This window comes from Serratia sp. Ag1, assembly GCF_000743355.1.
Lineage (GTDB): Bacteria > Pseudomonadota > Gammaproteobacteria > Enterobacterales > Enterobacteriaceae > Chania.
The window spans coordinates 76,603-100,461 of the sequence record NZ_JQEI01000013.1 but is presented as its reverse complement, the minus strand read 5'-3'; the positions used below and the strand labels follow the sequence as shown (position 1 = coordinate 100,461).

The 23,859-nt window shown below is 51.5% G+C and carries 33 protein-coding genes; 3 read left to right on the top strand and 30 right to left on the bottom strand.

Annotation, left to right across the window (positions count from 1 at the left end):
• Positions 1-10: 10 nt before the first annotated feature.
• From rplN to fkpA, 23 genes are all read right to left on the bottom strand, one after another.
• Positions 11-382, bottom strand: a complete 372-nt coding sequence (gene rplN, locus IV04_RS08025) for a 50S ribosomal protein L14 (protein WP_000613954.1) — start codon at positions 380-382, stop codon at positions 11-13.
• 166 nt (positions 383-548) lie between these two features.
• Positions 549-803, bottom strand: coding sequence for a 30S ribosomal protein S17 (gene rpsQ, locus IV04_RS08020; RefSeq protein ID WP_020837241.1), 255 nt, complete (start codon positions 801-803; stop codon positions 549-551).
• Entirely contained in the window at positions 804-995 is a 192-nt protein-coding gene (rpmC, locus tag IV04_RS08015) for a 50S ribosomal protein L29 (RefSeq protein ID WP_024912203.1), read from the bottom strand.
• Positions 995-1,405 carry a 50S ribosomal protein L16 gene (gene rplP / locus IV04_RS08010; protein ID WP_004929764.1) on the bottom strand — a complete coding sequence of 137 codons (411 nt, stop codon included), beginning with the start codon at positions 1,403-1,405 and terminating at the stop codon, positions 995-997. The genes rpmC and rplP overlap by 1 nt, the downstream gene beginning before the upstream one ends.
• Positions 1,406-1,417: 12 nt before the next feature.
• Positions 1,418-2,116 carry a 30S ribosomal protein S3 gene (gene rpsC, locus IV04_RS08005; protein ID WP_004956187.1) on the bottom strand — a complete coding sequence of 233 codons (699 nt, stop codon included), beginning with the start codon at positions 2,114-2,116 and terminating at the stop codon, positions 1,418-1,420.
• 17 nt (positions 2,117-2,133) lie between these two features.
• On the bottom strand, positions 2,134-2,466 hold the full coding sequence (gene rplV, locus IV04_RS08000; RefSeq protein WP_002223844.1) for a 50S ribosomal protein L22: 333 nt from the start codon (positions 2,464-2,466) through the stop codon (positions 2,134-2,136).
• Positions 2,467-2,480: 14 nt separating this feature from the next.
• Entirely contained in the window at positions 2,481-2,759 is a 279-nt protein-coding gene (rpsS, locus tag IV04_RS07995) for a 30S ribosomal protein S19 (RefSeq protein ID WP_004929772.1), read from the bottom strand.
• A gap of 14 nt (positions 2,760-2,773) precedes the next feature.
• Positions 2,774-3,598, bottom strand: coding sequence for a 50S ribosomal protein L2 (rplB, locus tag IV04_RS07990; RefSeq protein ID WP_037402710.1), 825 nt, complete (start codon positions 3,596-3,598; stop codon positions 2,774-2,776).
• An 18-nt stretch (positions 3,599-3,616) separates the two neighbouring features.
• Entirely contained in the window at positions 3,617-3,919 is a 303-nt protein-coding gene (gene rplW / locus IV04_RS07985) for a 50S ribosomal protein L23 (RefSeq protein ID WP_004951179.1), read from the bottom strand.
• The gene (gene rplD, locus IV04_RS07980; protein WP_004929779.1) at positions 3,916-4,521 is read right to left on the bottom strand and encodes a 50S ribosomal protein L4; all 606 of its coding nucleotides are present in this window, start codon (positions 4,519-4,521) and stop codon (positions 3,916-3,918) included. Before rplD ends, rplW begins: the two co-directional genes overlap by 4 nt.
• Positions 4,522-4,531: 10 nt before the next feature.
• A complete protein-coding gene (gene rplC / locus IV04_RS07975) occupies positions 4,532-5,161 on the bottom strand; it encodes a 50S ribosomal protein L3 (RefSeq protein ID WP_037402714.1) in 630 nt (209 codons plus the stop codon).
• A 32-nt stretch (positions 5,162-5,193) separates the two neighbouring features.
• A complete protein-coding gene (gene rpsJ, locus IV04_RS07970) occupies positions 5,194-5,505 on the bottom strand; it encodes a 30S ribosomal protein S10 (RefSeq protein ID WP_001181005.1) in 312 nt (103 codons plus the stop codon).
• 359 nt (positions 5,506-5,864) lie between these two features.
• Positions 5,865-6,344 carry a bacterioferritin gene (gene bfr / locus IV04_RS07965; RefSeq protein ID WP_037402717.1) on the bottom strand — a complete coding sequence of 160 codons (480 nt, stop codon included), beginning with the start codon at positions 6,342-6,344 and terminating at the stop codon, positions 5,865-5,867.
• Between the two features lie 74 nt (positions 6,345-6,418).
• Positions 6,419-6,613, bottom strand: coding sequence for a bacterioferritin-associated ferredoxin (bfd, locus tag IV04_RS25120; protein WP_072010853.1), 195 nt, complete (start codon positions 6,611-6,613; stop codon positions 6,419-6,421).
• Positions 6,614-6,745: 132 nt separating this feature from the next.
• On the bottom strand, positions 6,746-7,930 hold the full coding sequence (gene tuf / locus IV04_RS07960; protein ID WP_037402720.1) for an elongation factor Tu: 1,185 nt from the start codon (positions 7,928-7,930) through the stop codon (positions 6,746-6,748).
• 70 nt (positions 7,931-8,000) lie between these two features.
• Positions 8,001-10,109 carry an elongation factor G gene (fusA, locus tag IV04_RS07955; RefSeq protein ID WP_037402722.1) on the bottom strand — a complete coding sequence of 703 codons (2,109 nt, stop codon included), beginning with the start codon at positions 10,107-10,109 and terminating at the stop codon, positions 8,001-8,003.
• Positions 10,110-10,202: 93 nt separating this feature from the next.
• A complete protein-coding gene (rpsG, locus tag IV04_RS07950; protein ID WP_021181637.1) occupies positions 10,203-10,673 on the bottom strand; it encodes a 30S ribosomal protein S7 in 471 nt (156 codons plus the stop codon).
• Between the two features lie 97 nt (positions 10,674-10,770).
• Positions 10,771-11,145 carry a 30S ribosomal protein S12 gene (gene rpsL, locus IV04_RS07945; protein WP_024914452.1) on the bottom strand — a complete coding sequence of 125 codons (375 nt, stop codon included), beginning with the start codon at positions 11,143-11,145 and terminating at the stop codon, positions 10,771-10,773.
• Positions 11,146-11,276: 131 nt separating this feature from the next.
• Positions 11,277-11,564, bottom strand: a complete 288-nt coding sequence (tusB, locus tag IV04_RS07940; protein ID WP_037402727.1) for a sulfurtransferase complex subunit TusB — start codon at positions 11,562-11,564, stop codon at positions 11,277-11,279.
• 12 nt (positions 11,565-11,576) lie between these two features.
• Positions 11,577-11,936, bottom strand: coding sequence for a sulfurtransferase complex subunit TusC (gene tusC / locus IV04_RS07935; protein WP_037402729.1), 360 nt, complete (start codon positions 11,934-11,936; stop codon positions 11,577-11,579).
• 9 nt (positions 11,937-11,945) lie between these two features.
• Positions 11,946-12,335, bottom strand: coding sequence for a sulfurtransferase complex subunit TusD (tusD, locus tag IV04_RS07930; RefSeq protein ID WP_037402732.1), 390 nt, complete (start codon positions 12,333-12,335; stop codon positions 11,946-11,948).
• Positions 12,335-13,057 carry a transcriptional regulator gene (locus IV04_RS07925; protein ID WP_037402735.1) on the bottom strand — a complete coding sequence of 241 codons (723 nt, stop codon included), beginning with the start codon at positions 13,055-13,057 and terminating at the stop codon, positions 12,335-12,337. The genes tusD and IV04_RS07925 overlap by 1 nt, the downstream gene beginning before the upstream one ends.
• 334 nt (positions 13,058-13,391) lie before the next feature.
• Positions 13,392-14,270, bottom strand: a complete 879-nt coding sequence (gene fkpA, locus IV04_RS07920; protein ID WP_037402738.1) for an FKBP-type peptidyl-prolyl cis-trans isomerase — start codon at positions 14,268-14,270, stop codon at positions 13,392-13,394.
• 362 nt (positions 14,271-14,632) lie between these two features.
• On the opposite strand from fkpA, the gene IV04_RS07915 reads away from it, so the two are divergent.
• On the top strand, positions 14,633-14,860 hold the full coding sequence (locus tag IV04_RS07915; RefSeq protein WP_037402739.1) for a protein SlyX: 228 nt from the start codon (positions 14,633-14,635) through the stop codon (positions 14,858-14,860).
• A 44-nt stretch (positions 14,861-14,904) separates the two neighbouring features.
• Here IV04_RS07915 and slyD read toward each other — a convergent pair whose 3' ends face one another.
• From slyD to kefG, 4 genes are all read right to left on the bottom strand, one after another.
• Complete coding sequence (gene slyD / locus IV04_RS07910) at positions 14,905-15,489, bottom strand: peptidylprolyl isomerase (protein WP_037402740.1); 585 nt, start codon at positions 15,487-15,489, stop codon at positions 14,905-14,907.
• Positions 15,490-15,708: 219 nt separating this feature from the next.
• Positions 15,709-15,912: a YheV family putative zinc ribbon protein gene (locus IV04_RS07905; protein ID WP_037402886.1), complete on the bottom strand. Its 204-nt coding sequence runs from the start codon at positions 15,910-15,912 to the stop codon at positions 15,709-15,711.
• A 14-nt stretch (positions 15,913-15,926) separates the two neighbouring features.
• Positions 15,927-17,735 carry a glutathione-regulated potassium-efflux system protein KefB gene (gene kefB, locus IV04_RS07900; protein ID WP_037402741.1) on the bottom strand — a complete coding sequence of 603 codons (1,809 nt, stop codon included), beginning with the start codon at positions 17,733-17,735 and terminating at the stop codon, positions 15,927-15,929.
• The gene (kefG, locus tag IV04_RS07895) at positions 17,735-18,289 is read right to left on the bottom strand and encodes a glutathione-regulated potassium-efflux system ancillary protein KefG (protein ID WP_037402742.1); all 555 of its coding nucleotides are present in this window, start codon (positions 18,287-18,289) and stop codon (positions 17,735-17,737) included. The genes kefB and kefG overlap by 1 nt, the downstream gene beginning before the upstream one ends.
• Positions 18,290-18,427: 138 nt before the next feature.
• On the opposite strand from kefG, the gene IV04_RS07890 reads away from it, so the two are divergent.
• Both IV04_RS07890 and IV04_RS07885 read left to right on the top strand, forming a co-directional pair.
• The gene (locus IV04_RS07890; protein ID WP_037402743.1) at positions 18,428-20,374 is read left to right on the top strand and encodes an ABC transporter ATP-binding protein; all 1,947 of its coding nucleotides are present in this window, start codon (positions 18,428-18,430) and stop codon (positions 20,372-20,374) included.
• 220 nt (positions 20,375-20,594) lie between these two features.
• Entirely contained in the window at positions 20,595-21,323 is a 729-nt protein-coding gene (locus IV04_RS07885; protein WP_197062192.1) for an ankyrin repeat domain-containing protein, read from the top strand.
• Positions 21,324-21,398: 75 nt separating this feature from the next.
• Here the strand turns inward: IV04_RS07885 and tauD are convergent, their stop codons facing one another.
• From tauD to tauB, 3 genes are read right to left on the bottom strand one after another with little or no spacing between them, the layout of a single operon-like run.
• On the bottom strand, positions 21,399-22,253 hold the full coding sequence (tauD, locus tag IV04_RS07880) for a taurine dioxygenase (RefSeq protein ID WP_037402744.1): 855 nt from the start codon (positions 22,251-22,253) through the stop codon (positions 21,399-21,401).
• Positions 22,250-23,044, bottom strand: a complete 795-nt coding sequence (tauC, locus tag IV04_RS07875; protein ID WP_231566302.1) for a taurine ABC transporter permease TauC — start codon at positions 23,042-23,044, stop codon at positions 22,250-22,252. Before tauC ends, tauD begins: the two co-directional genes overlap by 4 nt.
• Before the next feature lie 38 nt (positions 23,045-23,082).
• Positions 23,083-23,850, bottom strand: coding sequence for a taurine ABC transporter ATP-binding subunit (tauB, locus tag IV04_RS07870; protein WP_037402747.1), 768 nt, complete (start codon positions 23,848-23,850; stop codon positions 23,083-23,085).
• Between the last annotated feature and the right edge of the window lie 9 nt (positions 23,851-23,859).

The following is a 23,859-nucleotide window of genomic DNA, read 5'->3' as shown; positions in this document are numbered from 1 at the left end:
GGTTCGCTCCTTAGAGTACTTCTGGTGCCAGAGAGATAATTTTCATGAACTTCTCATTACGCAGTTCACGAGTTACCGGCCCAAAAATACGCGTACCGATAGGCTGCTCGCTGTTATTGTTTAAAATAACGCATGCATTACCATCGAAGCGAATGACAGAACCGTCCGGGCGACGTACACCCTTCTTGGTGCGCACCACTACCGCCTTCAGCACATCGCCTTTCTTCACCTTACCGCGAGGAATTGCTTCCTTGATGGTAATTTTGATGATGTCGCCGACGCCTGCGTAGCGACGGTGCGAGCCACCTAGAACCTTGATACACATTACGCGACGTGCACCGGAGTTGTCGGCCACGTTCAGCATAGTCTGTTCTTGGATCATGTTAGTGCTCCGCTAATGTCAACTACAACTTTAGGACCTATTACTAGGTCGTTGAAAAGCCCCATAACTGAGGGCGCAGCATTATAACACCGCATCCAAAGTATGGGTAGAAAAAATAAACGGCTCACTTTCTGAGCCGTTTATTAAGTTAGAGCCAGCTACTCTATTACAGAATCGCTTTCTCTACAACGCGAACCAGCGTCCAAGACTTAGTCTTAGACAGTGGACGGCATTCGCGGATTTCTACCACGTCGCCGATACCACATTCATTGTTCTCGTCGTGTACGTGCAGCTTAGTCGTACGCTTGATGAACTTCCCGTAAATCGGGTGCTTCACCGTACGTTCGATAGCAACAACCATGGATTTCTCCATTTTGTCACTAACAACACGACCTTGCAGAGTACGGATAATATCTGTCATTTACGCACCCGCCTTTTCAGTCAGTAAAGTCTTAACACGTGCGACATTACGACGCACTTGCTTCAACAGGTGAGTTTGTTGCAGTTGGCCACTCGCCGCCTGCATGCGTAAGTTAAATTGCTCACGCAGCAGGTTGAGCAGCTCAGTGTTCAGCTCTTCAACACTTTTTTGACGCAGCTCTTGTGCTTTCATTACATCACCGTCTTAGTTACAAAGGTGGTTTTGATCGGCAGTTTCGCTGCTGCCAGCTTGAATGCTTCACGGGCGACTTCTTCCGGTACACCGTCCATTTCGTACAGGACTTTACCAGGTTGGATCAGGGCAACCCAATACTCCACGTTACCCTTACCTTTACCCATACGCACTTCAAGCGGCTTCTCGGTGATTGGTTTGTCCGGGAATACACGGATCCAAATCTTACCTTGACGCTTAACTGCACGAGTCATTGCACGACGAGCTGCTTCGATTTGACGAGCAGTCAGACGGCCACGGCCAACAGCTTTCAGACCGAAAGTGCCGAAGCTAACATCCGTACCTTGCGCCAGACCACGGTTGCGGCCCTTGTGCACCTTACGGAATTTTGTACGCTTTGGTTGTAACATCAGCGACTCTCCTTACTTGCGGCCTTTACGCTGCTGCTTTTTAGGTTGAGCAGCCGGTTCCGGTTGTTCAACTGCAGCCATACCACCCAGGATCTCACCTTTGAAGATCCATACCTTAACGCCGATTACACCATAAGTGGTGTGCGCTTCAGATGTGTTGTAATCGATATCCGCACGCAGTGTATGCAACGGAACACGACCTTCACGGTACCATTCGGTACGCGCGATTTCAGCACCGCCAAGACGGCCACTTACTTCAACTTTGATACCTTTAGCGCCAAGACGCATTGCGTTCTGTACCGCACGCTTCATAGCACGACGGAACATAACGCGACGTTCCAGCTGTGAAGTGATGCTGTCAGCAACCAATTTAGCGTCAAGTTCCGGTTTACGGACTTCGGCGATGTTAATTTGCGCAGGAACGCCAGCGATATCCGCTACGACCTTACGCAGTTTTTCGACATCTTCACCTTTCTTGCCGATAACGATGCCTGGACGAGCAGTGTGAATAGTCACACGGATGCTCTTCGCAGGACGCTCGATAACGATGCGCGAAACGGAAGCTTTCGCCAGTTCTTTAGTCAAGAATTGGCGAACTTTAAAGTCGCTGTCCAGGTTGTCAGCGAATTCTTTGGTATTCGCATACCAAGTAGAGTTCCAAGGTTTGACAATACCCAGGCGAATACCATTAGGATGTACTTTCTGACCCATTGCTAGTCTCCAGAGTCTCAGCGATCGGACACAACCACAGTAATGTGGCTGGTGCGCTTCAGGATGCGATCTGCACGACCTTTTGCACGCGGCATAATGCGCTTCATGCTTGGGCCTTCGTCGACGAAAATTTTCGTGACTTTCAGATCATCGATGTCAGCGCCATCGTTGTGTTCTGCGTTAGCAATGGCAGACTCCAGCACTTTCTTAACCAGACCAGCAGCTTTCTTGTTGGTGTAGGTCAGAGTTTCCAGAGCTTGCGACACTTTCTTACCGCGGATCAGGTCAGCAACAAGGCGAACCTTCTGAGCAGAAGAACGAGCGTGGCGATGTTTAGCGATAGTTTCCATCTCTTCCTCCTACCTTAGCGCTTTTTAGCTTTTTTATCAGCCGCATGGCCGCGATAAGTACGAGTCGGCGCGAATTCACCCAGTTTGTGACCGACCATTTCATCGGAAACGAACACTGGTACGTGCTGACGACCATTATGGACAGCGATGGTCAAACCGATCATGTTAGGAAAGATCGTTGAACGACGGGACCAAGTGCGCAAAGGCTTCTTGTCACCGCTTTCCACCGCTTTCTCTACCTTCTTCAGCAAGTGCAGGTCAATAAAAGGACCTTTCTTGAGAGAACGTGGCATGGCTTATCCTCTAATTATTTTTTACTACGGCGACGTACGATGAACTTGTCAGTACGCTTGTTGCTACGGGTCTTCTTACCTTTGGTCTGAACGCCCCACGGAGTTACCGGGTGCTTACCAAAGTTACGACCTTCACCACCACCGTGCGGGTGGTCGACTGGGTTCATCGCCGTACCGCGAACGGTAGGACGAACACCACGCCAACGTGCAGCACCTGCTTTACCCAGAACGCGAAGCATATGTTCAGCGTTACCGACTTCACCCAGGGTGGCGCGGCAATCAACTGGAACTTTACGCATTTCGCCTGAACGCAAACGCAGAGTTACATAGGAACCATCACGTGCAACGATCTGAACGTAGGCACCAGCAGAACGCGCCAACTGGCCGCCTTTACCTGGTTTCATTTCTACGTTGTGAACCGTTGAACCGACTGGGATGTTACGCATCGGCAGGGTGTTACCTGCTTTGATTGCAGCATCAACACCAGATTGGATCTGGTCACCAGCTTTCAGGCCTTTTGGCGCTAGGATATAACGGCGTTCGCCGTCTTTGTACAGAACCAGCGCGATATTCGCGGAACGGTTCGGATCGTACTCCAGACGCTCAACCACAGCAGGGATACCATCTTTGTTGCGTTTGAAGTCAACCAGACGATAATGTTGCTTGTGGCCACCACCGATATGACGGGTGGTGATACGGCCATTGTTGTTACGACCACCGCTTTTGCTCATTTTTTCAAGCAGCGGGGCATAAGGTTTACCCTTGTGCAGCTCAGGGTTAACCACTTTAACAACGTGGCGACGACCCGGAGATGTAGGTTTACATTTAACAATTGCCATTGTTCTTACTCCTCCGACTTACTCTGCGCCGCCGATGAAGTCCAGGTTCTGGCCTTCTTTCAGGGTGACGTAAGCTTTTTTCCAGTCGCTACGACGACCAACACGCTGACCGTGACGCTTCACTTTCCCTTTAACTACCAGGGTGTTCACGTCTTCGACTTCGACTTCAAACAGTTTCTGCACTGCAGCTTTGATTTCTGCTTTGGTCGCGTCTTTGGCAACTTTGAGAACGATGGTGTTACTTTTTTCCATCGCTGCGGATGCTTTTTCAGATACGTGCGGTGCACGCAGCACTTTCAGCAAACGTTCTTCACGGATCATGCCAGCATCTCCTCAACTTGCTTCACAGCATCAGCAGTCATAACCACTTTGTCGAAGGCGATCAGGCTAACTGGGTCGATACCTGCTACATCGCGCACGTCTACCTTGTACAGGTTACGTGCAGCCAGGAACAGATTCTCATCCAGTTCACCGGTCACGATCAGCACATCTTCCAGCGCCATATCTTTCAGTTTCTGTGCCAGCAGCTTAGTTTTAGGCGCTTCTACAGAGAACTTCTCGACAACGATCAGACGATCTTGACGTACCAGTTCGGACAGGATGCTTTTCAGCGCGCCGCGGTACATCTTTTTGTTTACTTTCTGACTGTGGTCCTGTGGCTTAGCAGCGAAGGTCACACCACCGGAACGCCAGATCGGGCTCTTTACAGAACCTGAACGCGCACGGCCAGTACCTTTCTGGCGCCACGGTTTTTTACCGGAACCAGTCACTTCAGCACGGGTCTTCTGAGCACGGGTACCTTGACGGGCACCTGCTGCATAAGCAACAACAACCTGGTGTACCAGCGCTTCGTTGAAATCACGACCGAAGGTAGTTTCGGAAACAGTCAGCGCGCTTTGCGCGTCTTTCAATACTAATTCCATTGCTATCCCCTTACGCCTTCACAGCTGGTTTAACGATCAGGTTACCGCCGGTAGCGCCCGGTACAGCACCCTTAACCAGCAGCAGGTTGCGCTCAGCGTCAACACGTACTACGTCCAGGCTTTGAACGGTTACACGCTCGTCACCCAGGTGGCCAGCCATTTTCTTGCCTTTGAACACTTTGCCCGGAGTCTGGTTCTGACCGATAGAACCCGGAACGCGGTGTGACAAGGAGTTACCGTGGGTAGCGTCTTGGGTACGGAAATTCCAGCGCTTAACAGTGCCAGCAAAACCTTTACCTTTAGAAGTACCGGTAACATCGACTTTTTTAACGTCAGCGAAGATTTCTACGCTGATTTCTTGACCTGCTGCGAACTCTTGACCTTCTTCAAGGCGGAATTCCCACAGACCACGGCCAGCTTCAACGCCAGCTTTAGCGAAATGGCCCGCTTCCGGTTTGGTCACACGGTTAGCTTTTTTGCTACCGGTAGTGACCTGAATGGCACGGTACCCGTCGGTCGCCAGGTCTTTAACCTGAGTCACGCGGTTCGCTTCAATTTCAATCACGGTTACTGGGATAGAAACGCCATCTTCAGTGAAGATACGGGTCATACCCACTTTTTTACCGACTAAACCAATCATTGTTTCAACCTCTCAATCGCTCAATGACCTGATTAACCCAGGCTGATCTGCACGTCTACACCGGCAGCCAGATCCAGACGCATCAGAGCATCAACGGTTTTCTCGGTTGGCTCAACGATGTCAACCAGACGCTTGTGAGTGCGGATCTCGTACTGATCACGCGCATCTTTGTTGACGTGCGGAGAGATCAGAACGGTAAAGCGCTCTTTGCGAGTTGGCAGCGGGATCGGACCACGGACTTGCGCACCAGTGCGCTTGGCAGTCTCGACGATTTCCGCGGTTGATTGATCGATCAGACGATGATCAAACGCTTTCAGGCGGATACGGATTCTTTGGTTCTGCATGAGACCAGAGCTCCAATTATTTATAAACGTAAATAATTACTCCTCGCACCCATTTCGATTGATGGGGGAGTGTAATCGTCAACATATAACCCCCATATCGGGAGTATTGTTCGAAAGGCAAAACAAACCTGCCAATCGACTGATTCGCTAAAATCAGGCTTGCCAAGATTAGGTAAGCCCGCGCATTATACGCAAAACGGGCCAGGTTGCAAGCCACAGATGGGAATATGTTCAGAATTACAGCAACTCTGGCAGTCTTTGGCTTTCAGCGATGCAATAAGGGAAGGAAGTGCGAAGAGTAAGCAACGCCCCCTTAACCTGACCGCACTGACTGCGAGTCAGGTAGGGAGCAATGGAAATCAGTCTTTCCGCTCGAGTATCTGTGCTTGGGCATAATTTTGGATCCCGAGACGCTCGATCAAACTTAACTCAGTTTCCAGCCAGTCAATGTGGGCTTCTTCGTCAGCTAAAACATCTTTCATCAGGTCGCGACTGACATAATCATGAATGGAATCGGCGTAAGCTATGCCTTCACGTAGGTTTTTAGCTCCTTCCAGTTCCAACGCCAAGTCAGACCTAAGCATCTCTTCAATATCTTCGCCAATATTTAACTTACCGAGATCCTGCAGATTAGGTATCCCCTCGAGAAACAAAATACGCTCGATGTAGCGATCGGCATGTTTCATTTCATCAATGGATTCGTGATATTCCTTCTCGTTCAAACGCGTCAGGCCCCAGTTTTTGAACATTCGCGCATGCAGGAAATATTGATTGATGGCAACTAACTCGTTACCGAGCAGTTTATTGAGATGAGCAATGAGTTTTTTATCACCTTTCATAAGCATGTCCTCCTGAACAGTTCTAGAAGTGTAGAACCTGCAGAACAGGAGTCAAAAAATAACCATAGCTTTTATTAGGCGACTTCGTGCATGTGGATAATAGCCGCGCGTTCCTCCACCATGATTTGTCTTGCCTGGCGAATACATTTCCCACAATCGGTCCCAAACGGCACTAAGTCGCGTAATTGCTTCATGGTATGGGGGTTGTGCTGACGAACCGCCTTGCGGATTGCTTTATCAGTCACGGCATTACACAGACAGACGTACATAAGGATAGGCCTACTTCTTAACCGATGGGTTAATTCTAAATGGGAATCGTTTTTATTTCAATTAGCATCCGTAAAAATTGGATAAAAAAAGGGCACCGAAGTGCCCTCTTAGTACTGATAAGTTAATGGCGATTAAGCGATAACTTTAGCAACAACGCCCGCACCTACAGTACGGCCGCCTTCACGGATTGCGAAACGCAGACCGTCGTCCATTGCGATTGGGTGAATCAGGGTAACAACCATGTTCACGTTATCGCCAGGCATAACCATCTCTACGCCTTCTGGCAGTTCGATGGTACCGGTCACGTCAGTAGTACGGAAGTAGAACTGTGGACGGTAGCCTTTGAAGAATGGAGTATGACGACCACCTTCTTCTTTGCTCAGGATATACACTTCTGAGTCAAACTTGGTGTGTGGCTTGATTGAACCTGGCTTCGCCAGAACCTGACCACGTTCGATATCTTCACGCTTGATACCACGCAGCAGAACACCCACGTTCTCACCCGCACGGCCTTCGTCCAGCAGTTTGCGGAACATTTCTACGCCAGTACAGGTAGACTTAACGGTGTCTTTGATACCGACGATTTCAACTTCTTCACCCACCTTGATGATACCGCGCTCAACACGACCGGTAACAACGGTACCACGACCAGAGATGGAGAATACGTCTTCGATTGGCAGCAGGAATGGCTTGTCAATCGCACGCTCTGGTTCTGGGATGTAAGAATCCAGGTGACCAGCCAGTTCGATGATCTTCGCTTCCCACTCTGGCACGCCATTCAGCGCTTGCAGAGCTGAACCACGAACCACTGGCAGATCATCACCCGGGAAGTCATAGGCAGACAGAAGTTCACGCACTTCCATTTCTACCAGCTCCAGCAGCTCTTCATCATCAACCATGTCACATTTGTTCATGAACACGATGATGTAAGGAACGCCAACCTGACGGCCCAACAGGATGTGCTCACGGGTCTGTGGCATTGGGCCATCAGTTGCAGCAACAACCAGAATAGCGCCGTCCATCTGAGCAGCACCGGTGATCATGTTTTTCACGTAGTCGGCGTGCCCTGGGCAGTCAACGTGCGCGTAGTGACGGCTCGGGGTATCGTACTCAACATGAGAGGTGTTGATGGTGATACCACGTGCTTTTTCTTCTGGCGCGTTATCGATCTGGTCGAAAGCACGTGCGTTACCGCCGTAGGTTTTAGCCAGTACGGTGGTGATTGCAGCAGTCAGGGTAGTTTTACCGTGGTCAACGTGGCCGATAGTACCAACGTTAACGTGCGGTTTGGAACGTTCAAATTTTTCTTTAGACACGGCTATATTCCTTACTCTTATGCCCCTCCTCATGGAGAGAGCACTGGATCAATGTTTTAAACCCGACAGCTTATTTACCACGGGCTTCGATAACGGCCTGAGCGACGTTGTTCGGCGCTTCAGCATACTTCAGGAACTCCATGGAGTATGAAGCACGGCCCTGGGTCTGAGAACGCAGGTCAGTAGCATAACCAAACATTTCAGACAGTGGAACCTGAGCGCGAACGGTTTTACCGGTGGCAGTATCATCCATGCCTTCGATCATACCGCGACGACGGTTCAAGTCACCAATGACGTCACCCATGTAATCTTCAGGGGTTTCGACTTCAACCTTCATCACTGGCTCAAGCAGAACTGGCTTGGCTTTCTTAAATGCGTCTTTAAACGCAATAGAAGCAGCCAATTTAAACGCCAATTCAGAGGAGTCAACATCATGGTAAGAACCGAAGTGCAGGCGCACCTTGATGTCAACAACCGGGTAGCCTGCCAGAGGACCAGACTTAAGCTGTTCCTGCATGCCTTTATCAACGGCTGGGATGAATTCCTTAGGAATTGTACCACCCACGATATCGTTGACAAATTCATAACCAGCACCACCTGGAGGCAATGGCATCATATCGATCACAACGTGACCATACTGACCGCGACCACCAGACTGCTTGGCGTGCTTACCTTCAATGTCTTTAACAGTTTCACGAATCGTTTCACGATAGGCAACCTGCGGCTTACCGACGTTCGCTTCAACGTTAAATTCACGACGCATACGGTCAACCAGTACATCCAGGTGCAGTTCGCCCATACCCGCGATGATAGTTTGACCTGATTCTTCATCAGTCCATACGCGGAATGATGGATCTTCCTTCGCCAGACGGCCCAGAGCCAGACCCATTTTTTCCTGGTCGGCTTTAGTTTTCGGCTCAACAGCAACCGAAATTACCGGATCCGGGAATTCCATACGTTCCAGAATGATCGGGTTAGCCGGATCACACAGGGTGTCACCGGTAGTAACGTCTTTCAGACCGATAGCCGCAGCGATGTCACCAGCACGAACTTCTTTGATCTCTTCACGCTTGTTGGCGTGCATCTGAACGATACGGCCCAGACGCTCACGCTGCGCTTTTACTGAGTTCAGTACGGTATCACCAGAGTTAACCACACCGGAGTACACGCGGAAGAACGTCAGGTTACCCACGAATGGGTCGGTCGCAATCTTGAACGCCAGTGCCGAGAACGGCTCTTTGTCATCGGAATGACGCACTGCTGGCGTGTCTTTACCATCGTCCAACATACCGTTGATAGCTTCAACGTCAGTTGGTGCTGGCAGATATTCAACGACCGCATCCAGCATTGCCTGTACGCCTTTGTTTTTAAACGCAGAACCACAGGTAACCAGAATGATTTCGTTTTTCAGCACGCGCTGACGCAGAGCTTTCTTGATTTCTTCCTCGGTCAGCTCTTCGCCGCCCAAGTATTTGTCCATCAGCTCTTCAGAAGCTTCCGCCGCTGACTCAACCAGATTCTGGTGCCATTCGTCAGCCAGCTCTTGCATATCCGCAGGGATGTCTTCGTATACGAAAGACACGCCTTGGTCAGCATCGCTCCAGTTGATCGCTTTCATTTTCACCAGGTCAACAACACCGGTGAATTTCTCTTCTGCGCCGATCGCCAGTTGCAATGGAACTGGGTTCGCTGCCAGACGAGATTTAAGCTGACCAACAACTTTCAGGAAGTTAGCACCCATACGGTCCATTTTGTTAACGAACGCGATGCGTGGAACTTTGTATTTGTTCGCCTGACGCCATACGGTTTCAGACTGCGGCTGAACACCACCAACCGCACAGTAAACCATTACTGCACCATCAAGAACACGCATGGAACGTTCTACTTCGATAGTGAAGTCAACGTGCCCTGGGGTATCGATGATGTTAATACGGTGTGGTTCAAACTGCTTGGCCATACCCGACCAGAAAGCGGTGGTCGCAGCGGAAGTGATGGTAATACCACGTTCCTGTTCCTGCTCCATCCAGTCCATGGTCGCGGTGCCTTCGTGCGTTTCACCAATCTTATGGTTTACACCGGTATAGAACAGGATACGTTCGGTAGTGGTGGTCTTACCGGCGTCGATGTGGGCACTGATACCGATATTACGGTAGCGCGCAATGGGTGTTGTACGAGCCATTTGATTCCTCTATTGCCTTGGGCGTTCAAGTGTAAACCAAGCGGGCTAACGACTTGACGCGCCCGCTTGGTTAGCATAACTACAGCATGGTAATTACCAGCGGTAGTGGGCGAACGCCTTGTTGGCTTCTGCCATACGGTGAACGTCTTCACGCTTCTTAACGGCAGAACCTTTGTTCTCCGCTGCGTCAGACAGTTCATTCGCCAGGCGCAGAGCCATGGATTTATCACCACGTTTACGAGCAGCATCAACGATCCAGCGCATTGCCAGGGCATTACGACGAACCGGACGAACTTCAACAGGTACCTGGTAAGTCGAGCCACCAACGCGGCGAGACTTAACTTCTACAGTCGGACGAACGTTGTCGAGAGCGACTTCAAAAGCTTCCAGGTGGCCTTTACCAGAACGCTGGGCCAGGGTTTCCAGCGCGGTATAGACGATTGCTTCTGCGGTAGATTTTTTACCATCTACCATCAGGATATTTACAAATTTAGCCAACAGTTCAGATCCGAACTTAGGATCTGGCAGGATTTTACGTTGACCAATGACGCGACGACGTGGCATGGAAATACTCCGTTTTTAATTCAGGATTGTCCAAAACTCTACGAGTTTATTTTGACATTTAAAGTGAAAATGTTTGGCCTTACTTAACGAAGAACCATTAAGCCTTTGGCTTCTTCACGCCGTACTTGGAACGAGCTTGCTTACGGTCTTTAACACCGGAGCAGTCAAGTGCGCCACGAACGGTGTGATAACGCACACCTGGCAGGTCTTTAACACGACCACCGCGGATCAGGATCACGGAGTGTTCCTGCAGGTTATGACCTTCACCACCGATGTAAGAACTTACTTCAAAACCGTTAGTCAAACGCACACGGCAGACTTTACGCAGTGCAGAGTTTGGTTTCTTCGGAGTGGTAGTATATACGCGGGTACATACACCACGTTTTTGCGGGCAAGCTTCCAGCGCTGGAACGTTGCTTTTAGCAGCCTTCACAGAGCGTGGTTTGCGAACCAGCTGATTAATTGTTGCCATTAAAAAGCTCCTGGTTTTTGCTTCGTAAACATGTGATAAATCACCTCGTATGCACTACTGGCAAAGTACGAGGACGCAGAATTTTATGGCTGACCAGTAGAGGTGTCAAGAAATATACAACATACCACACATTACCAAGCCATTTGGCCCGGGTGCTTCTCGGTCAATTCAACGAAGTGAGTATAGCTGATGAGCGTAATATTGTGTGAAATATAGCCAGACAACCCTCTGGCCTCCACATCGTCCTGCAGCGCATAAAGGGATATCGGGGCTTTGAGCAATAAATCAAGGGGAGTACTGCCAGCAAGCCCTGCCAGCACACCATCCTGCAACAGCAGCAAGGCATCACCCGATGCGGTGAGCCGTAACAAGGCAGGTAAATCACATTGGTTCGGGGAATGGTTCAGGGTATACAGCATCAAAATATCCTACTAGAAAGTCATCACCACATCATAACCAGCCAGTTTCTGGCGCAGCATTTCTGCTGGCAGTACCTCGGCCTCCAGCACCCAACCTGTCGCCTGCTGCAAACCGCGCTCGCGCAGTGCCGTTTCGCAGAGATAACAGTTTTCGATGTCATACAGCGGCAACACACCGAAAGTGGCGATGTAGTTACGGGCCATAATCTTTTCAGGCTGTTGCCCCGGCAAAAGCTGTAGCACCCCGTCACCGATAAAGAAGACGCCAATATCTTCGCTCAGCGCCGAAGTCGCAAGCAGCGCATCCAGCCCCTCTCTGCCAGCGGAACTACCATGCGGTCCTTGGGTAAAAACAAACGCCACTCGTTTCATCTTGCTCTCTTAAAACTGCACCAGGCGATCGCAACTCAACGCCGCTTCAGCTAACGCCCCCAAACCGCTAAGGGTAAACCCTTCCTGCAGGTTGGCCGCTGCCAACCCAAGCTGAGCAGCCTCTCGTTCATCCGTGATTCCGCGTCGCAAAGCGGCAGCCACACAAACGTTGAGCTCAATAGCGTGTTGTCTGGACAGCGTTACCCAGGCTTTTATCAAATCAAACTCATCGCTCGCCGGAGAAGTCAGCTGATTAGCATTCAATACGCCTTCGCGATAAAAAAACACGCTGGAAATCCTATGCCCCGCAGCCAGCAACGCCCGAGCAAATTGCCAGGCGCTGCTGGCCTGCTGGGTTCCATACGCCGGGCCAGTGACCAGCAGGCAGTAATTCAGCATCAACGCTCATTTCCCAGCAGATCGCCACTTTTAAACTGGCGAATATACAGATACACCGTATGTTTAGAGATATTCAAACGTTCAGCAACTTGGTTAATCGCGTCTTTGATATCAAAAATGCCTTTTTCGTAGAGATTGAGCACTATCTGGCGATTTTTAGCGTTATTGGACACGTTGCGATCAATATTCACCTCCTCGATAGTAAACTCCAACGTCTGAGCAACCAGATCGTCAACCGAAGAGGCAAAGTTCACCGAAGAAGCCACTTCCTGGGTTGCTGGCGGCATAAACGTCTGTATTACCTGAGAGAATGGCACATCGAGGTTCATGTTGATACACAGCAGGCCGATAACGCGCTGTTCGCGGTTTCGAATGGCGATAGTGACCGATTTCATCAGCACGCCGCTTTTAGCCCGGGTGAAATAGGCCTGGGAAACGCTGCTATCAGCGCCAGCCATGTCATGCAGCATACGCAGGGCCAAATCGGTGATAGGTGAACCAATTTTACGCCCGGTATGTTCGCCATTAGCGATCCGCACCGCTGAACATTTCAGGTCTTCCAACGAATGCAGCACGATTTCGCAGTGAGCACCAATCAACATCGCCAGGCCGTCGACCACAGCTTCGTACGATTTCAGGATTTCATGGTCCGTTTGGCTAAACGGACGCTCATTCAGCAAATCAAGTTCACTGGCTTCGCTGGATAAAAGCGAATTAGACATCGAAGATACCACCCTCATAGATCGCCTGTACCAAGGGACGCCGCTGAAACTGCCCATACGGATTGAGTAACATCAGCAGAAGGCCAGACACAGCTTTATCCCCGTCGCCCTAAGGGGCAGGCACATGACTCATAAATCCAGACACTGAATCTGGTAAAACCGCCAGATCAACATCCCTGCGTTTGCGCGTGGTAATGACGTTAAGCCCGATGCCCGGCAGGCGTCAAGCAATCAGTAGAGGGAGGAATAAAACTTGCAGGGGATTTTGCATTATTCGGTGGGCTTAAAATGACAACCGCCACGAAGGGCATTCGCGGCGGTTGGTAAAATACGCTTATTTGGCTTTAGCGTCTGCTGCTGGCTCTTCAGCCGCTTTCTCTTCTACTGCTTTCTCTTCTGTCGCTTTTTCGTCCGCTTTAGCCGCTGGTTTCACATCCAGCAGTTCAACGTCAAACACCAGAGTGGAGTTAGCCGGAATACCTGGGACACCAGTTTTGCCGTAAGCCAACGCTGGCGGGATAACCAGCTTGATTTTGCCGCCTTTCTTGATCTGCTTCAGGCCTTCGGTCCAGCCTGGGATCACACCGTCCAGACGGAATGACAGCGGCTCGCCACGAGTGTAAGAGTTGTCAAACTCAGTACCATCAGTCAGCGTACCTTTGTAGTTCACTACGACGGTATCGCTGTCTTTCGGTGCTTCACCCGTACCTTCTTTCTCTACCAGATACAGCAAGCCAGACTCGGTCTTCTTCACGCCTTTCTCTTTGGCGAAAGTTTCGCTGTATTTAGCGCCTTTCTCTTCATTTTCTTTCGCATCTTTCTCCATCTTGGCCTGAGCAGATGCTTTCACGCGAGCTTCAAAACTCTGCAGGGTTTTCTCGATATCGGCATCGTTCAATTTGCTCTTATTGGCAAACGCATCCTGAACGCCGGAGATCAGTTGGTCTTTATCCAACGCGATGCCCAGTTTTTCTTGTTCTTTCAGCGAGTTTTCCATGTAACGACCCAGTGAAGCACCCAGAGCGTAGGCAGCCTGCTCATCGTCATTCTTGAACTTGCCAGTGCTTGGCGCTTCTGCTGGTTTAGCTGCTTCAGTAGCTGGCGCAGCAGCGTCAGCTGCAGGTTTGGCCGCATCAGCCGCCATAACATGAGACGCATTCAGAGCGAAAGCCATAGTGGTTGCCAGAAGCGTGACTTTAAACAAAGATTTCATCCATTTCTCCAGTGTCTGAAGCAATGCCTCAAACGATCATTAAGTAAGTTAGCCGGGCTACTATAGCTGCCTGAAACAAAACAAAACAGTCACACAGATAACCAATCGAGCCAAACTGTGACCCTAAATTTGCCTACAAGTTCCTAGACTTTGTCTATCCCGCTGATAATTAAGAGCCTTCTCATTTTACAGCCACTGCGGGATTATCGCCCTACGGCTCGAAATACCCTTTATTCTCAGCACATCCTAGAGATGTCATGGGATGCACAAACGCCATGCTCATAAATAGCGCAGCGCAAAGCTGGCAGCTACTGTTAACATAGCGCCAGTATCCCGGATTGAACAGTGCCAGAGGTAATATCATGCACAATATCGACAACGAAAGTCTGTTAAAGCGGCTGGAAGAGTTGGAAAGCCGTCAGGCATTTCAGGAGGTCACTATTGAAGAACTCAATCAAACTGTCATACAACATCAGCTAGAAATGTTGAAACTGCAGGAGCAGCTACGGCTACTCACCGATAAGTTGCGCGCTACACAGCCTTCCATGATCGCCCCGCAGTCAGAAGAGACGCCACCGCCACACTACTAAAAAGGCCGCCGAAGCGACCTTTCTCTTGCAGTGACATGCTGTGATTAGTGGCAACCACAACCGCCGTTACCACCGCAACCACCTTTCTTACCGTGGTCATGGCCTTCGTGGTCATGACCGTGACCACCACAGCAGCCGTCACCGTGTTCATGATGATGATCGTGTGCGCCATGTACGTGCCCATGAGCCAGTTCTTCTTCTGTCGCTTCACGGATCGCAACCACTTCTACATGGAAGTTCAGATTCTGGCCAGCCAGCATATGGTTGCCATCAACCACGACATGATCGCCATCCACTTCAGTGATCTCGACCGGGACCGGGCCCTGATCGGTGTCAGCCAGGAAGCGCATGCCTACTTGCAGCTCATCAACACCCATAAAGACGTCTTTTGGCACGCGCTGCACCAGGTTTTCGTCAAAGTCGCCATAAGCTTCGTTGGCACCAACATGCACATCAAAACTATCGCCCGCGCTGTGGCCTTCGAGCGCTTTTTCCAGACCTGTGATCAGAGAACCATGCCCGTGCAGATAGTCCAACGGTGCACTCACCGGAGACTCATCAACCAAAACACCGTCTTCTGTACGCACTTGGTAAGCCAGGCTGACCACCAAGTCTTTTGCTACTTTCATGATATCTCCTACCATTGGATACCCTTCTTACTTGAAGCTGCAGGGGGGTTGGCTGCAGGCGTTCACCCCAGTCACATAGTTGGCTATGCTCCTGGGGACTCACACCTTGGCCGCCTACCTGCAACTCCAAGTACTTTGGGTAGAAACTAAATCGGTGAAGATTGTATCGGAAATCTGCACCGCTGTACCCTTCAGCATAAAAAATCACGGCAGATAACGCTACTCGGGATGGAAAATACCGATTACCTGTTCCTGCGGGCGCACATGTTTCTCCACCTGTTGTTCGGTCTGGCGCTGATGGTGCCCACACTTGACACATTCCACCACTTCAACCCGATCTTCGCGCCAGATTGCCAACGTATCCATGGCGTTACAGCTTGGGCAAACCGCACCGGCGATAAATCTTTTACGTGTTGCAGACATCATTGTGCTCCCAGTTATTCGTGTTCATCCCAAGCGTCATACTGCCGTTTTTCTTTTTGCATTTCGCGATGGAACAGTTCTTCCAGTTCACGTCGGGCTTCTTTCACGCGGGAAATCTGCGCCACGTCACCCTGATGTGGCGGCATTAACTCACGCAGCATCCGCATGTCCAAACGCCGGAAGTGCTGCTGAGCCCGATAAGCCTGATGTGGGTGCATGCCAAGCTCCATCAGCGCTTTACGCCCCAGTTCCAGGGCGCTGGAGAACGTTTCACGGCTGAATTGCTTCACCCCAGCCTGTAACAGTTCATGCGCCTCTACACGGCCACGGGCACGCGCCAACAGGGTAAGATTGGGGAAATGTTTCTGACACAGATGAACGATCGCCATCGTATCTTCCGGTTCATTACAGGTAATAACGATAGACTTGGCTTTCTCCGCCCCGGCAGCTCGCAGCAGTTCCAACTCTGTCGCATCACCATAGTAGACTTTATAGCCATAGCGGCGCAGCATCCCAACGGCGCTGACGTCACGCTCCAACACGGTGATACGCATCTTGTTAGCCATCAGCAAACGGCCAATCACCTGACCAAAACGCCCAAAGCCGACGATGATCACCTGCGGATCGTCATCCTCCACGTAAGGAGCCTCTTCACCCTCATCTTTGGCGTTGTAACGGTGCCCTAGAATACGATCAATGACCTGCATCAGCAGTGGCGTGGTCATCATCGACAGCGTCACCACCACCAGCAACAGCGCCAGTTGATCAGAATCCAGCACCTGTTGTGCCAACGCCGCAGAGAACAGGACGAAAGCAAACTCACCGCCCTGGCTAAGGACACCGGCAAACTGTAGGCGTATCGAATGATGCAGGCCAAAAACCCGCGCCAGCGCATACAGCACACCGGACTTAATCGCCACAAGCAGCAGCACGCCCAACAGGATCTCGGTCAAATGGGTATAGAGCACACCAATATTCAGCTCCATACCCACAGAAATAAAGAACAGCCCCAGCAGCAATCCCTTGAACGGTTCAATAGCAATTTCCAGTTCGTGGCGATATTCGCTTTCGGCCAGCAACACACCAGCGATAAAAGTGCCAAGCGCCATGGAAAGGCCAAGGGCCTCCATAAACAGCGCCGCGCCCAACACCACCAGCAACGCTGCGGCAGTAAAGATCTCACGCACGCCAGAAGAAGCGATATAGCGGAACAGCGGGCGCAACAGAAAACGGCCACCAATCAGCATGCCACCGAAGGCGGCCACTTTCATGGCGATTTCCGCCCAATCATCACTGGTGCCACCGCCACCGGCCAGAATCGGAATCAGTGCCAATGCGGGGATCACCGCCATATCCTGGAACAACAGCACCGAGAACCCCAACTGCCCGCCCTCGTTGCGATTCATGCCTTTTTCACGCATCAGTTGCAATGCCATGGCGGTGGAGGACATCGCCAAGCCAATCCCGCCAATCACCGCAGCCTGCCAGGCGAAATGGCTGAAATACAGCAACGCCCCCAGTATCGCCGCAGTGAGCAACACCTGTCCGGCCCCGACACCGAAGATTGAACGGCGCAATTCCCACAGCTTGGCCGGATTCAGTTCCAGCCCGATGATAAACATCAGGAACACCACGCCCAGCTCAGAAAAGTGCAGGATTTCGTCCACATCACGGATAAACCCTAATCCCCACGGGCCAATCGCAATACCGGCGATCAGATACCCCAAGACCGCGCCGATCCCCAAACGGCGGGCGATGGGCACGGTCACCACGGCAGCGAACAGGAACAGCAGTATCGCTGTCAATAAAGACTCCCCTTCCATCACACTCTCCCTGTATGCGGCAACGGGTTGCTCAGCCAATCGCCATAAGCGCTGGCGTGACTCTTCAATACTTCAGTTTTTTGTCGACGAGCCCAATAGACCACCATCGGTGTCAACCAATGCATATGACACATGGCCGCCGTCAGCTCAAACGGACGCAGAATATCTTCAATTGGATAACGGTTGTAACCACCGGTGCGGTAAGCCCCCTCCGGTTCGCCAGTGGTGATCACTGAACGCCAGTACTTGCCCGCCAATGCATTGCCACCGATACCGCTGGCAAAGCCGCGCGCCAACACGCGATCCAGCCACTCTTTCAGTAGGGCCGGGCAGCTATAAGTGTACAAAGGATGTTGAAAAACAATCACCTGATGTTCACGCAGCAGCTGTTGCTCATGGTGGATATCAATAAAGAAATCAGGATAGTGCGCGTAGAGATCGTGCACGGTGACATGATCCAACTGCTGTGCCGGTTGTAACAAAACCCGGTTTGCAACCGAGTCCTGGGATTCCGGATGGGCATACAGCAGCAAAACCTTAGGCGGCTGCGACATCATTCCCCTCCAAAGCGTCGTCAGGGTAGCAGATTTCCGTTACCATGCAGCGCAAACAAAAAGACAATAATAGGACAGTATGCGTCCTGTTAACTTACAATCATCTCAATTTAACATACTCTGAACATACGGCGCTTTATGATTGTTTTCTCCTCGCTACAAATCCGACGCGGCACGCGCGTCCTGTTGGACAACGCCACGGCGACGGTTAATCCCGGTCAGAAAGTCGGCCTGGTGGGTAAAAACGGCTGCGGTAAATCCACGCTGCTCGCCATGCTGAAAGGTGAAATCGCCGCAGACGGCGGCAGCTACACCTTCCCTGGCAACTGGGCACTGGCCTGGGTGAATCAGGAAACGCCCGCACTGGACATCCCCGCTATTGAGTATGTGATTGATGGTGATCGAGAATTCCGCCAGTTCGAAGCCGATTTGCAGTTGGCAAATGAGCAGAATGACGGCCACGCTATCGCCACATTGCACGGTAAGCTCGATGCCATTGATGCCTGGACCATCCGTTCACGCGCCGCCAGTCTGCTGCACGGTCTAGGTTTCTCCAACGAGCAACTGCAAAGCCCGGTGCGTGCTTTTTCCGGCGGCTGGCGCATGCGCCTTAACCTGGCACAGGCGCTGGTGTGCCGCTCCGATCTGTTGTTGCTCGACGAACCCACCAACCACCTGGATTTAGACGCGGTGATCTGGCTGGAGCGCTGGCTGAAAAGCTATACCGGTACTTTGGTGCTGATTTCGCATGACCGCGACTTCCTCGATCCCATCGTCGATAAAATCCTGCATATCGAAAACCAGACTATTAACGAATACACCGGTAACTACTCCTCGTTCGAACGCCAACGCGTCACCAAACTGGCACAACAGCAGTCGCTTTATCAGAGCCAGCAGGAAAAAGTAGCCCATCTGCAAAGCTACATTGACCGCTTCCGCGCCCAGGCCACCAAAGCCAAACAGGCACAGAGCCGCATCAAAATGCTGGAACGCATGGAGTTGATCGCTCCGGCACACGTCGATAACCCATTCAGCTTCAGCTTCCGCCAGCCGGAAAGCCTGCCAAATCCGCTGCTGCGAATGGAAAAAGTCAGCGCAGGTTATGGTGACAACGTGATCCTGCGGTCGATCAAACTCAATCTGGTGCCCGGTTCACGCATCGGCCTGCTGGGGCGTAACGGTGCCGGTAAATCGACGCTGATCAAGCTGCTGGCTGGCACGCTGGAGCCATTGAGCGGTGAGATCGGCTTGGCAAAAGGTATCAAGCTCGGGTATTTCGCCCAGCATCAGTTGGAGTTCTTACGCGCTGACGAATCGCCGTTGCAGCACCTGAGCCGCATTGCGCCACGCGTGCTGGAGCAGCAGTTGCGCGATTACCTCGGCGGCTTTGGCTTCCAGGGCGATAAAGTGACTGAAATGACCGAGCGTTTCTCCGGCGGCGAAAAAGCCCGGTTGGTGTTGGCCTTGATCGTCTGGCAGCGCCCCAACCTGCTGCTGCTTGATGAACCGACTAACCACCTGGATCTGGATATGCGCCAAGCGCTGACCGAAGCGCTGATCGATTTCGAAGGTGCGCTGGTGGTGGTTTCGCACGACCGTCACCTGCTGCGTTCCACTACCGATGATTTGTACCTGGTACACGATGGCCAAGTGGAGCAATTCGCCGGAGATCTCGACGACTACCAGCAGTGGCTGAGTGACTTGCAAAAGCAGCAAGCCCAGCAGGATGCAGCGCCAAAGCAGGATAACGGCAACAGCGCACAAGCGCGGAAAGACCAAAAACGCCGTGAAGCCGAGTTCCGCACGCAAACCCAGCCGCTGCGCAAGCAGGTCGCCAAGCTGGAACAACAGATGGAAAAGCTGGGAGCAACGTTGGCTGCGGTGGAAGAACAATTGGCAGATTCCGCACTGTATGACATCAGCCGTAAAGCCGATCTGACCGAATGCCTGCAGAAGCAGAGCCAAACCAAATCTGCTTTAGAAGAAACAGAAATGGCCTGGCTGGATGCGCAAGAACAGCTGGAAAATCTGACTCAGGCATTTGAGGCGGAAGGTTATAGCCAAAATAATTCGAGTGGTTTGTAGGCGACACCCAAGTCACCTGCAGTATGACGAATTAACATCGACAATCGGGGTTGAGTTGGCATAGCAAGGTCAACCCCAGATTAACCACCAAATATCCGCCTCAACTTACTGCATATTTTTAACACTCAACTTTTTTAAATGTCATGTTCAAAGATTACCGCTGGTATTCTCAGGGGAAATAGTCTAAAAAACCCTTTAAATCCACCTCAGGGTAAATAAAATGATGAAACTAACGAAAGTAATACTCCTTGCCGGTATTTTTGTCTCAAGTTCTTTTAATTTATACGCGCAAGAAAATAAAGGAAATGTAGATTTATCAAAATTCAGATTCAGTTACGAAGAGATGCAGCAAATTGCCAACCCTAAGTTGCTACCGCACCGTATCTTCTATGCAAAACCCTCTACAGGCCCAGATGCTGCCTGGTTCGATGCGGTTAAACAAGGCAATTTAGCGACGGTTAAAAAGATGGTCGCAGCGGGGCAGAATCTTGAGGCAAAAGATGAAGCATCTTTAGGGCAGACCGCGTTAGGCTGGGCCGCATTTATTGGCTATTTAGATATTGTGCAATATCTGACGGAGCAAGGTGCTGATATTCGCGCTACGGATAGAGCCGATGTTTATAATACGGTTAAATCTGCTGTTATGGGGAAAAACGTCGAGGTGGTTAAATATCTGCACGAACGTTTAAAGAACGAAGTCGACTGGAATGCCAAAGAACAAGACGGTGAAACCTTATTTATGGTCGCCGCAGTGGATGGAAGGCTCGACACCGTCAAATACATTCTGCAATTTAACCCAGATTTAAACGTCGTGGCGATAAATGAAAATCCAAAAATTAACGCCAGCCCTCTCAGCGGTGCCTGCGAACACGGTTTTACCGATGTGGCAAATCTGCTGATCGAAAAAGGGGCGATCAATCATAAAACGGGCAAATCAAGCTGCGATTAATCTATTCACTGGTTGCCCCCACAAAATGGTACAGGCGTGCACAACGTACACCTGTACCACGAAAAAATAGGTAAATTACCCCTCAGCCCGATAATAGGGCTTATCTCCCAGAATGGTCGCGCGATGCATAATGCGCCGCTGCGGTAGGTAATCCGCGTTGGCGTAATGCTGCGTCACGCGGTTATCCCAAATCGCAATATCATTCTCCTGCCAGCGCCAACGCACCTGAAACTCCGGCTTGGTAATATGCGTAAACAGGAAGTTCAACAGGGTATCGCTCTCTTTGGCTGCCAAATCGACAATACGGGTGGTGAATCCTTCATTCACGAACAGTGCCTGCCTACCGCTGACCGGATGAGTGCGGATCACCGGGTGCCGCAGCGGTGGGTTATTCTGTACCGCCAGTTGCCAGCGCTGATGTTCCTCTGCACTGCCACGATGCTTGTGTTCCGGGAATGATTTGGTGAAGTCGTGCTCTGCCTGCAAACCGGCCAACAGCCGCTTAAATGGCTCAGAAAGCGCTTCATACGCCGCAATACCACTGGCCCACAGGGTATCCCCGCCTGCCGTCGGTAATTGTTTAGCGGCCAAGATCGCTCCCAACGGAGGGTTGGCAATAAAAGTCACATCGGTATGCCAGTTATCGTTGTCAGGGGGATTATCGTTATGAGTATCCAGCACAATAATTTCTTTCACATCAGGAGCGTGCGGATAGACCGGGTGAATATGCAGATCGCCAAAGCGAGCAGCCAGTTCGCGCTGTTGCTGCGGCGTAATCGGCTGATTACGCAAGAACAACACCTGATGCTTCAGCAATGCATGGTAAAGCTGTTCAAACTGGCCGTCGCCCAATGGCCGCGCCAGGTTAACGTTTTCCACTAACGCACCGATATATGGCCCTAACGGGCTGATCGTCAGACGCTCGTTCATTGTTGTACTCCGTGCCACGGGGTCAGGTGGCGCTGCAACGCGCGTAATCCCAACTCCAGACCAAATGCGATGACCGCAATCACGCTGATGCCAGCGACCACCACGTCGGTCGCCAGAAACTCACCAGCAGATTGCACCATAAACCCCAGACCGCGCGTAGCGGCAATCAGTTCGGCAGCCACTAAGGTGGACCAACCGACACCCAGCCCAATGCGGATGCCAGTGAGAATTTCCGGCAACGCACTCGGCAACACCACGAAGCGCACTACCTGCCAATAGCTGGCCCCCAGTGCCCTTGCAGCACGGGTGCGCACCTGCTCCACGCTACGCACCCCGGCTACGGCAGAAAGCGCTACCGGGGCAAAAATCGCCAGGTAGATCAGCAAGATTTTTGAGGTTTCACCGATGCCGAACCAGATCACCATCAACGGTAAGTAAGCCAGCGGTGGCACAGGGCGATAAATCTCAATCAGCGGATCGAGGACGGCACGCACCTTATCGTTCAACCCCATTGCGATACCAACCGGGATACCTATCATTACCGCCGCCAGCAACGCCACCAGAATGCGCCCCAGGCTGGCAGCCAAGTGCTGCCATAAAGTGGCCTCCATAAAGCCCTGCGGGCTGGCAATGGTCATCAACTGATGCAATACCTGCTGCGGAGCGGGCAAGAACAGCGGGCTGATAAACTGCATCGCGGTAACCCCCCACCATAGCAGCAGGATCCCCAGCAAGGTGGCGACACTCAACCAAAGATGACTGGGTGATTTAACACTGAGTCGTCGCACCATTAACGGTTTTACCGAGGTTTTCAGGGTGGAATGCAGGCTCATAACAGTGCCTCACGCTGCTGGAATACTTTACCCAGCACATATTCGCGTTGGGCGATAAATTCAGGGTCGGATTTGATCGCACGGCATGCTTCACCGGCAGCATAGCGCTGGCCAAAGTTCAGCGTCAGCCTTTCCATCACCTGCCCCGGCCCCGGTGAAAGCAGCAATAACTCACTGGCGAGAAATACTGCCTCTTCAATATCATGCGTAATCAGCAATACTTGCTTGCCGGTATCACGCCAGATAGTCAGCAACAGTTCCTGCATCTGTTCGCGAGTGAACGCATCCAGCGCGCCAAAAGGCTCGTCCAGCAGTAATAATCGTGGATTGGCCGCCAGCGCCCGCGCGATACCCACACGCTGGCGCATACCGCCGGAAAGCTGCCAGATAAAATGTTGCTCATAACCCACCAGCCCAACACGCTGCAGCATCTGTTGTGCAACCTGGTGGCGTTCCTGCTTACCAACTCCAGCCAGTTGCAAACCGAACGCCACGTTATCCAGCACGTTGTACCACGGCAGTAATCCTTCATGCTGGAACACCACTCCGCGTTCAGCCCCTGGGCCGAACACCGGAACGCCATCCAACGTGATGCTGCCTGCAGAAGGAGCAATAAAGCCGGCCAACAGATTCAACAACGTGGTTTTGCCGCAACCTGAAGGCCCCAAGACCACCACCAGTTGCCCGGCAGCAATCTGGAACGAGACATCATGTAGCGCTAACCGCCCTTGGTACTCGGCGGCAAGATGGCTAACGTTGAGCATTCTGTCCCC

Coding starts and splice junctions, on each gene's coding strand:
- tusD (WP_037402732.1), bottom strand. CDS start 12,335: ATGCTGAATTACTGCCTGCTGGTCACTGGCCCGGCGTATGGAACCCAG.
- fusA (WP_037402722.1), bottom strand. CDS start 10,109: ATGGCTCGTACAACACCCATTGCGCGCTACCGTAATATCGGTATCAGT.
- slyD (WP_037402740.1), bottom strand. CDS start 15,489: ATGAAAGTAGCAAAAGACTTGGTGGTCAGCCTGGCTTACCAAGTGCGT.
- IV04_RS07925 (WP_037402735.1), bottom strand. CDS start 13,057: ATGTCTAATTCGCTTTTATCCAGCGAAGCCAGTGAACTTGATTTGCTG.
- bfr (WP_037402717.1), bottom strand. CDS start 6,344: ATGAAAGGTGATAAAAAACTCATTGCTCATCTCAATAAACTGCTCGGT.
- IV04_RS07890 (WP_037402743.1), top strand. CDS start 18,428: ATGATTGTTTTCTCCTCGCTACAAATCCGACGCGGCACGCGCGTCCTG.
- tauD (WP_037402744.1), bottom strand. CDS start 22,253: ATGAACGAGCGTCTGACGATCAGCCCGTTAGGGCCATATATCGGTGCG.
- IV04_RS07915 (WP_037402739.1), top strand. CDS start 14,633: ATGCACAATATCGACAACGAAAGTCTGTTAAAGCGGCTGGAAGAGTTG.
- rpsJ (WP_001181005.1), bottom strand. CDS start 5,505: ATGCAGAACCAAAGAATCCGTATCCGCCTGAAAGCGTTTGATCATCGT.
- IV04_RS07905 (WP_037402886.1), bottom strand. CDS start 15,912: ATGTCTGCAACACGTAAAAGATTTATCGCCGGTGCGGTTTGCCCAAGC.
- rplD (WP_004929779.1), bottom strand. CDS start 4,521: ATGGAATTAGTATTGAAAGACGCGCAAAGCGCGCTGACTGTTTCCGAA.
- kefB (WP_037402741.1), bottom strand. CDS start 17,735: ATGGAAGGGGAGTCTTTATTGACAGCGATACTGCTGTTCCTGTTCGCT.
- rpsC (WP_004956187.1), bottom strand. CDS start 2,116: ATGGGTCAGAAAGTACATCCTAATGGTATTCGCCTGGGTATTGTCAAA.
- tauC (WP_231566302.1), bottom strand. CDS start 23,044: ATGGTGCGACGACTCAGTGTTAAATCACCCAGTCATCTTTGGTTGAGT.
- rpsQ (WP_020837241.1), bottom strand. CDS start 803: ATGACAGATATTATCCGTACTCTGCAAGGTCGTGTTGTTAGTGACAAA.
- IV04_RS07885 (WP_197062192.1), top strand. CDS start 20,595: ATGATGAAACTAACGAAAGTAATACTCCTTGCCGGTATTTTTGTCTCA.
- rplN (WP_000613954.1), bottom strand. CDS start 382: ATGATCCAAGAACAGACTATGCTGAACGTGGCCGACAACTCCGGTGCA.
- rpsS (WP_004929772.1), bottom strand. CDS start 2,759: ATGCCACGTTCTCTCAAGAAAGGTCCTTTTATTGACCTGCACTTGCTG.
- rplC (WP_037402714.1), bottom strand. CDS start 5,161: ATGATTGGTTTAGTCGGTAAAAAAGTGGGTATGACCCGTATCTTCACT.
- fkpA (WP_037402738.1), bottom strand. CDS start 14,270: ATGAAATCTTTGTTTAAAGTCACGCTTCTGGCAACCACTATGGCTTTC.
- rpsG (WP_021181637.1), bottom strand. CDS start 10,673: ATGCCACGTCGTCGCGTCATTGGTCAACGTAAAATCCTGCCAGATCCT.
- rplP (WP_004929764.1), bottom strand. CDS start 1,405: ATGTTACAACCAAAGCGTACAAAATTCCGTAAGGTGCACAAGGGCCGC.
- tauB (WP_037402747.1), bottom strand. CDS start 23,850: ATGCTCAACGTTAGCCATCTTGCCGCCGAGTACCAAGGGCGGTTAGCG.
- rplB (WP_037402710.1), bottom strand. CDS start 3,598: ATGGCAATTGTTAAATGTAAACCTACATCTCCGGGTCGTCGCCACGTT.
- rplV (WP_002223844.1), bottom strand. CDS start 2,466: ATGGAAACTATCGCTAAACATCGCCACGCTCGTTCTTCTGCTCAGAAG.
- tusB (WP_037402727.1), bottom strand. CDS start 11,564: ATGCTGTATACCCTGAACCATTCCCCGAACCAATGTGATTTACCTGCC.
- bfd (WP_072010853.1), bottom strand. CDS start 6,613: ATGTACGTCTGTCTGTGTAATGCCGTGACTGATAAAGCAATCCGCAAG.
- rpsL (WP_024914452.1), bottom strand. CDS start 11,145: ATGGCAACAATTAATCAGCTGGTTCGCAAACCACGCTCTGTGAAGGCT.
- kefG (WP_037402742.1), bottom strand. CDS start 18,289: ATGTCGCAGCCGCCTAAGGTTTTGCTGCTGTATGCCCATCCGGAATCC.
- tusC (WP_037402729.1), bottom strand. CDS start 11,936: ATGAAACGAGTGGCGTTTGTTTTTACCCAAGGACCGCATGGTAGTTCC.
- rplW (WP_004951179.1), bottom strand. CDS start 3,919: ATGATCCGTGAAGAACGTTTGCTGAAAGTGCTGCGTGCACCGCACGTA.
- rpmC (WP_024912203.1), bottom strand. CDS start 995: ATGAAAGCACAAGAGCTGCGTCAAAAAAGTGTTGAAGAGCTGAACACT.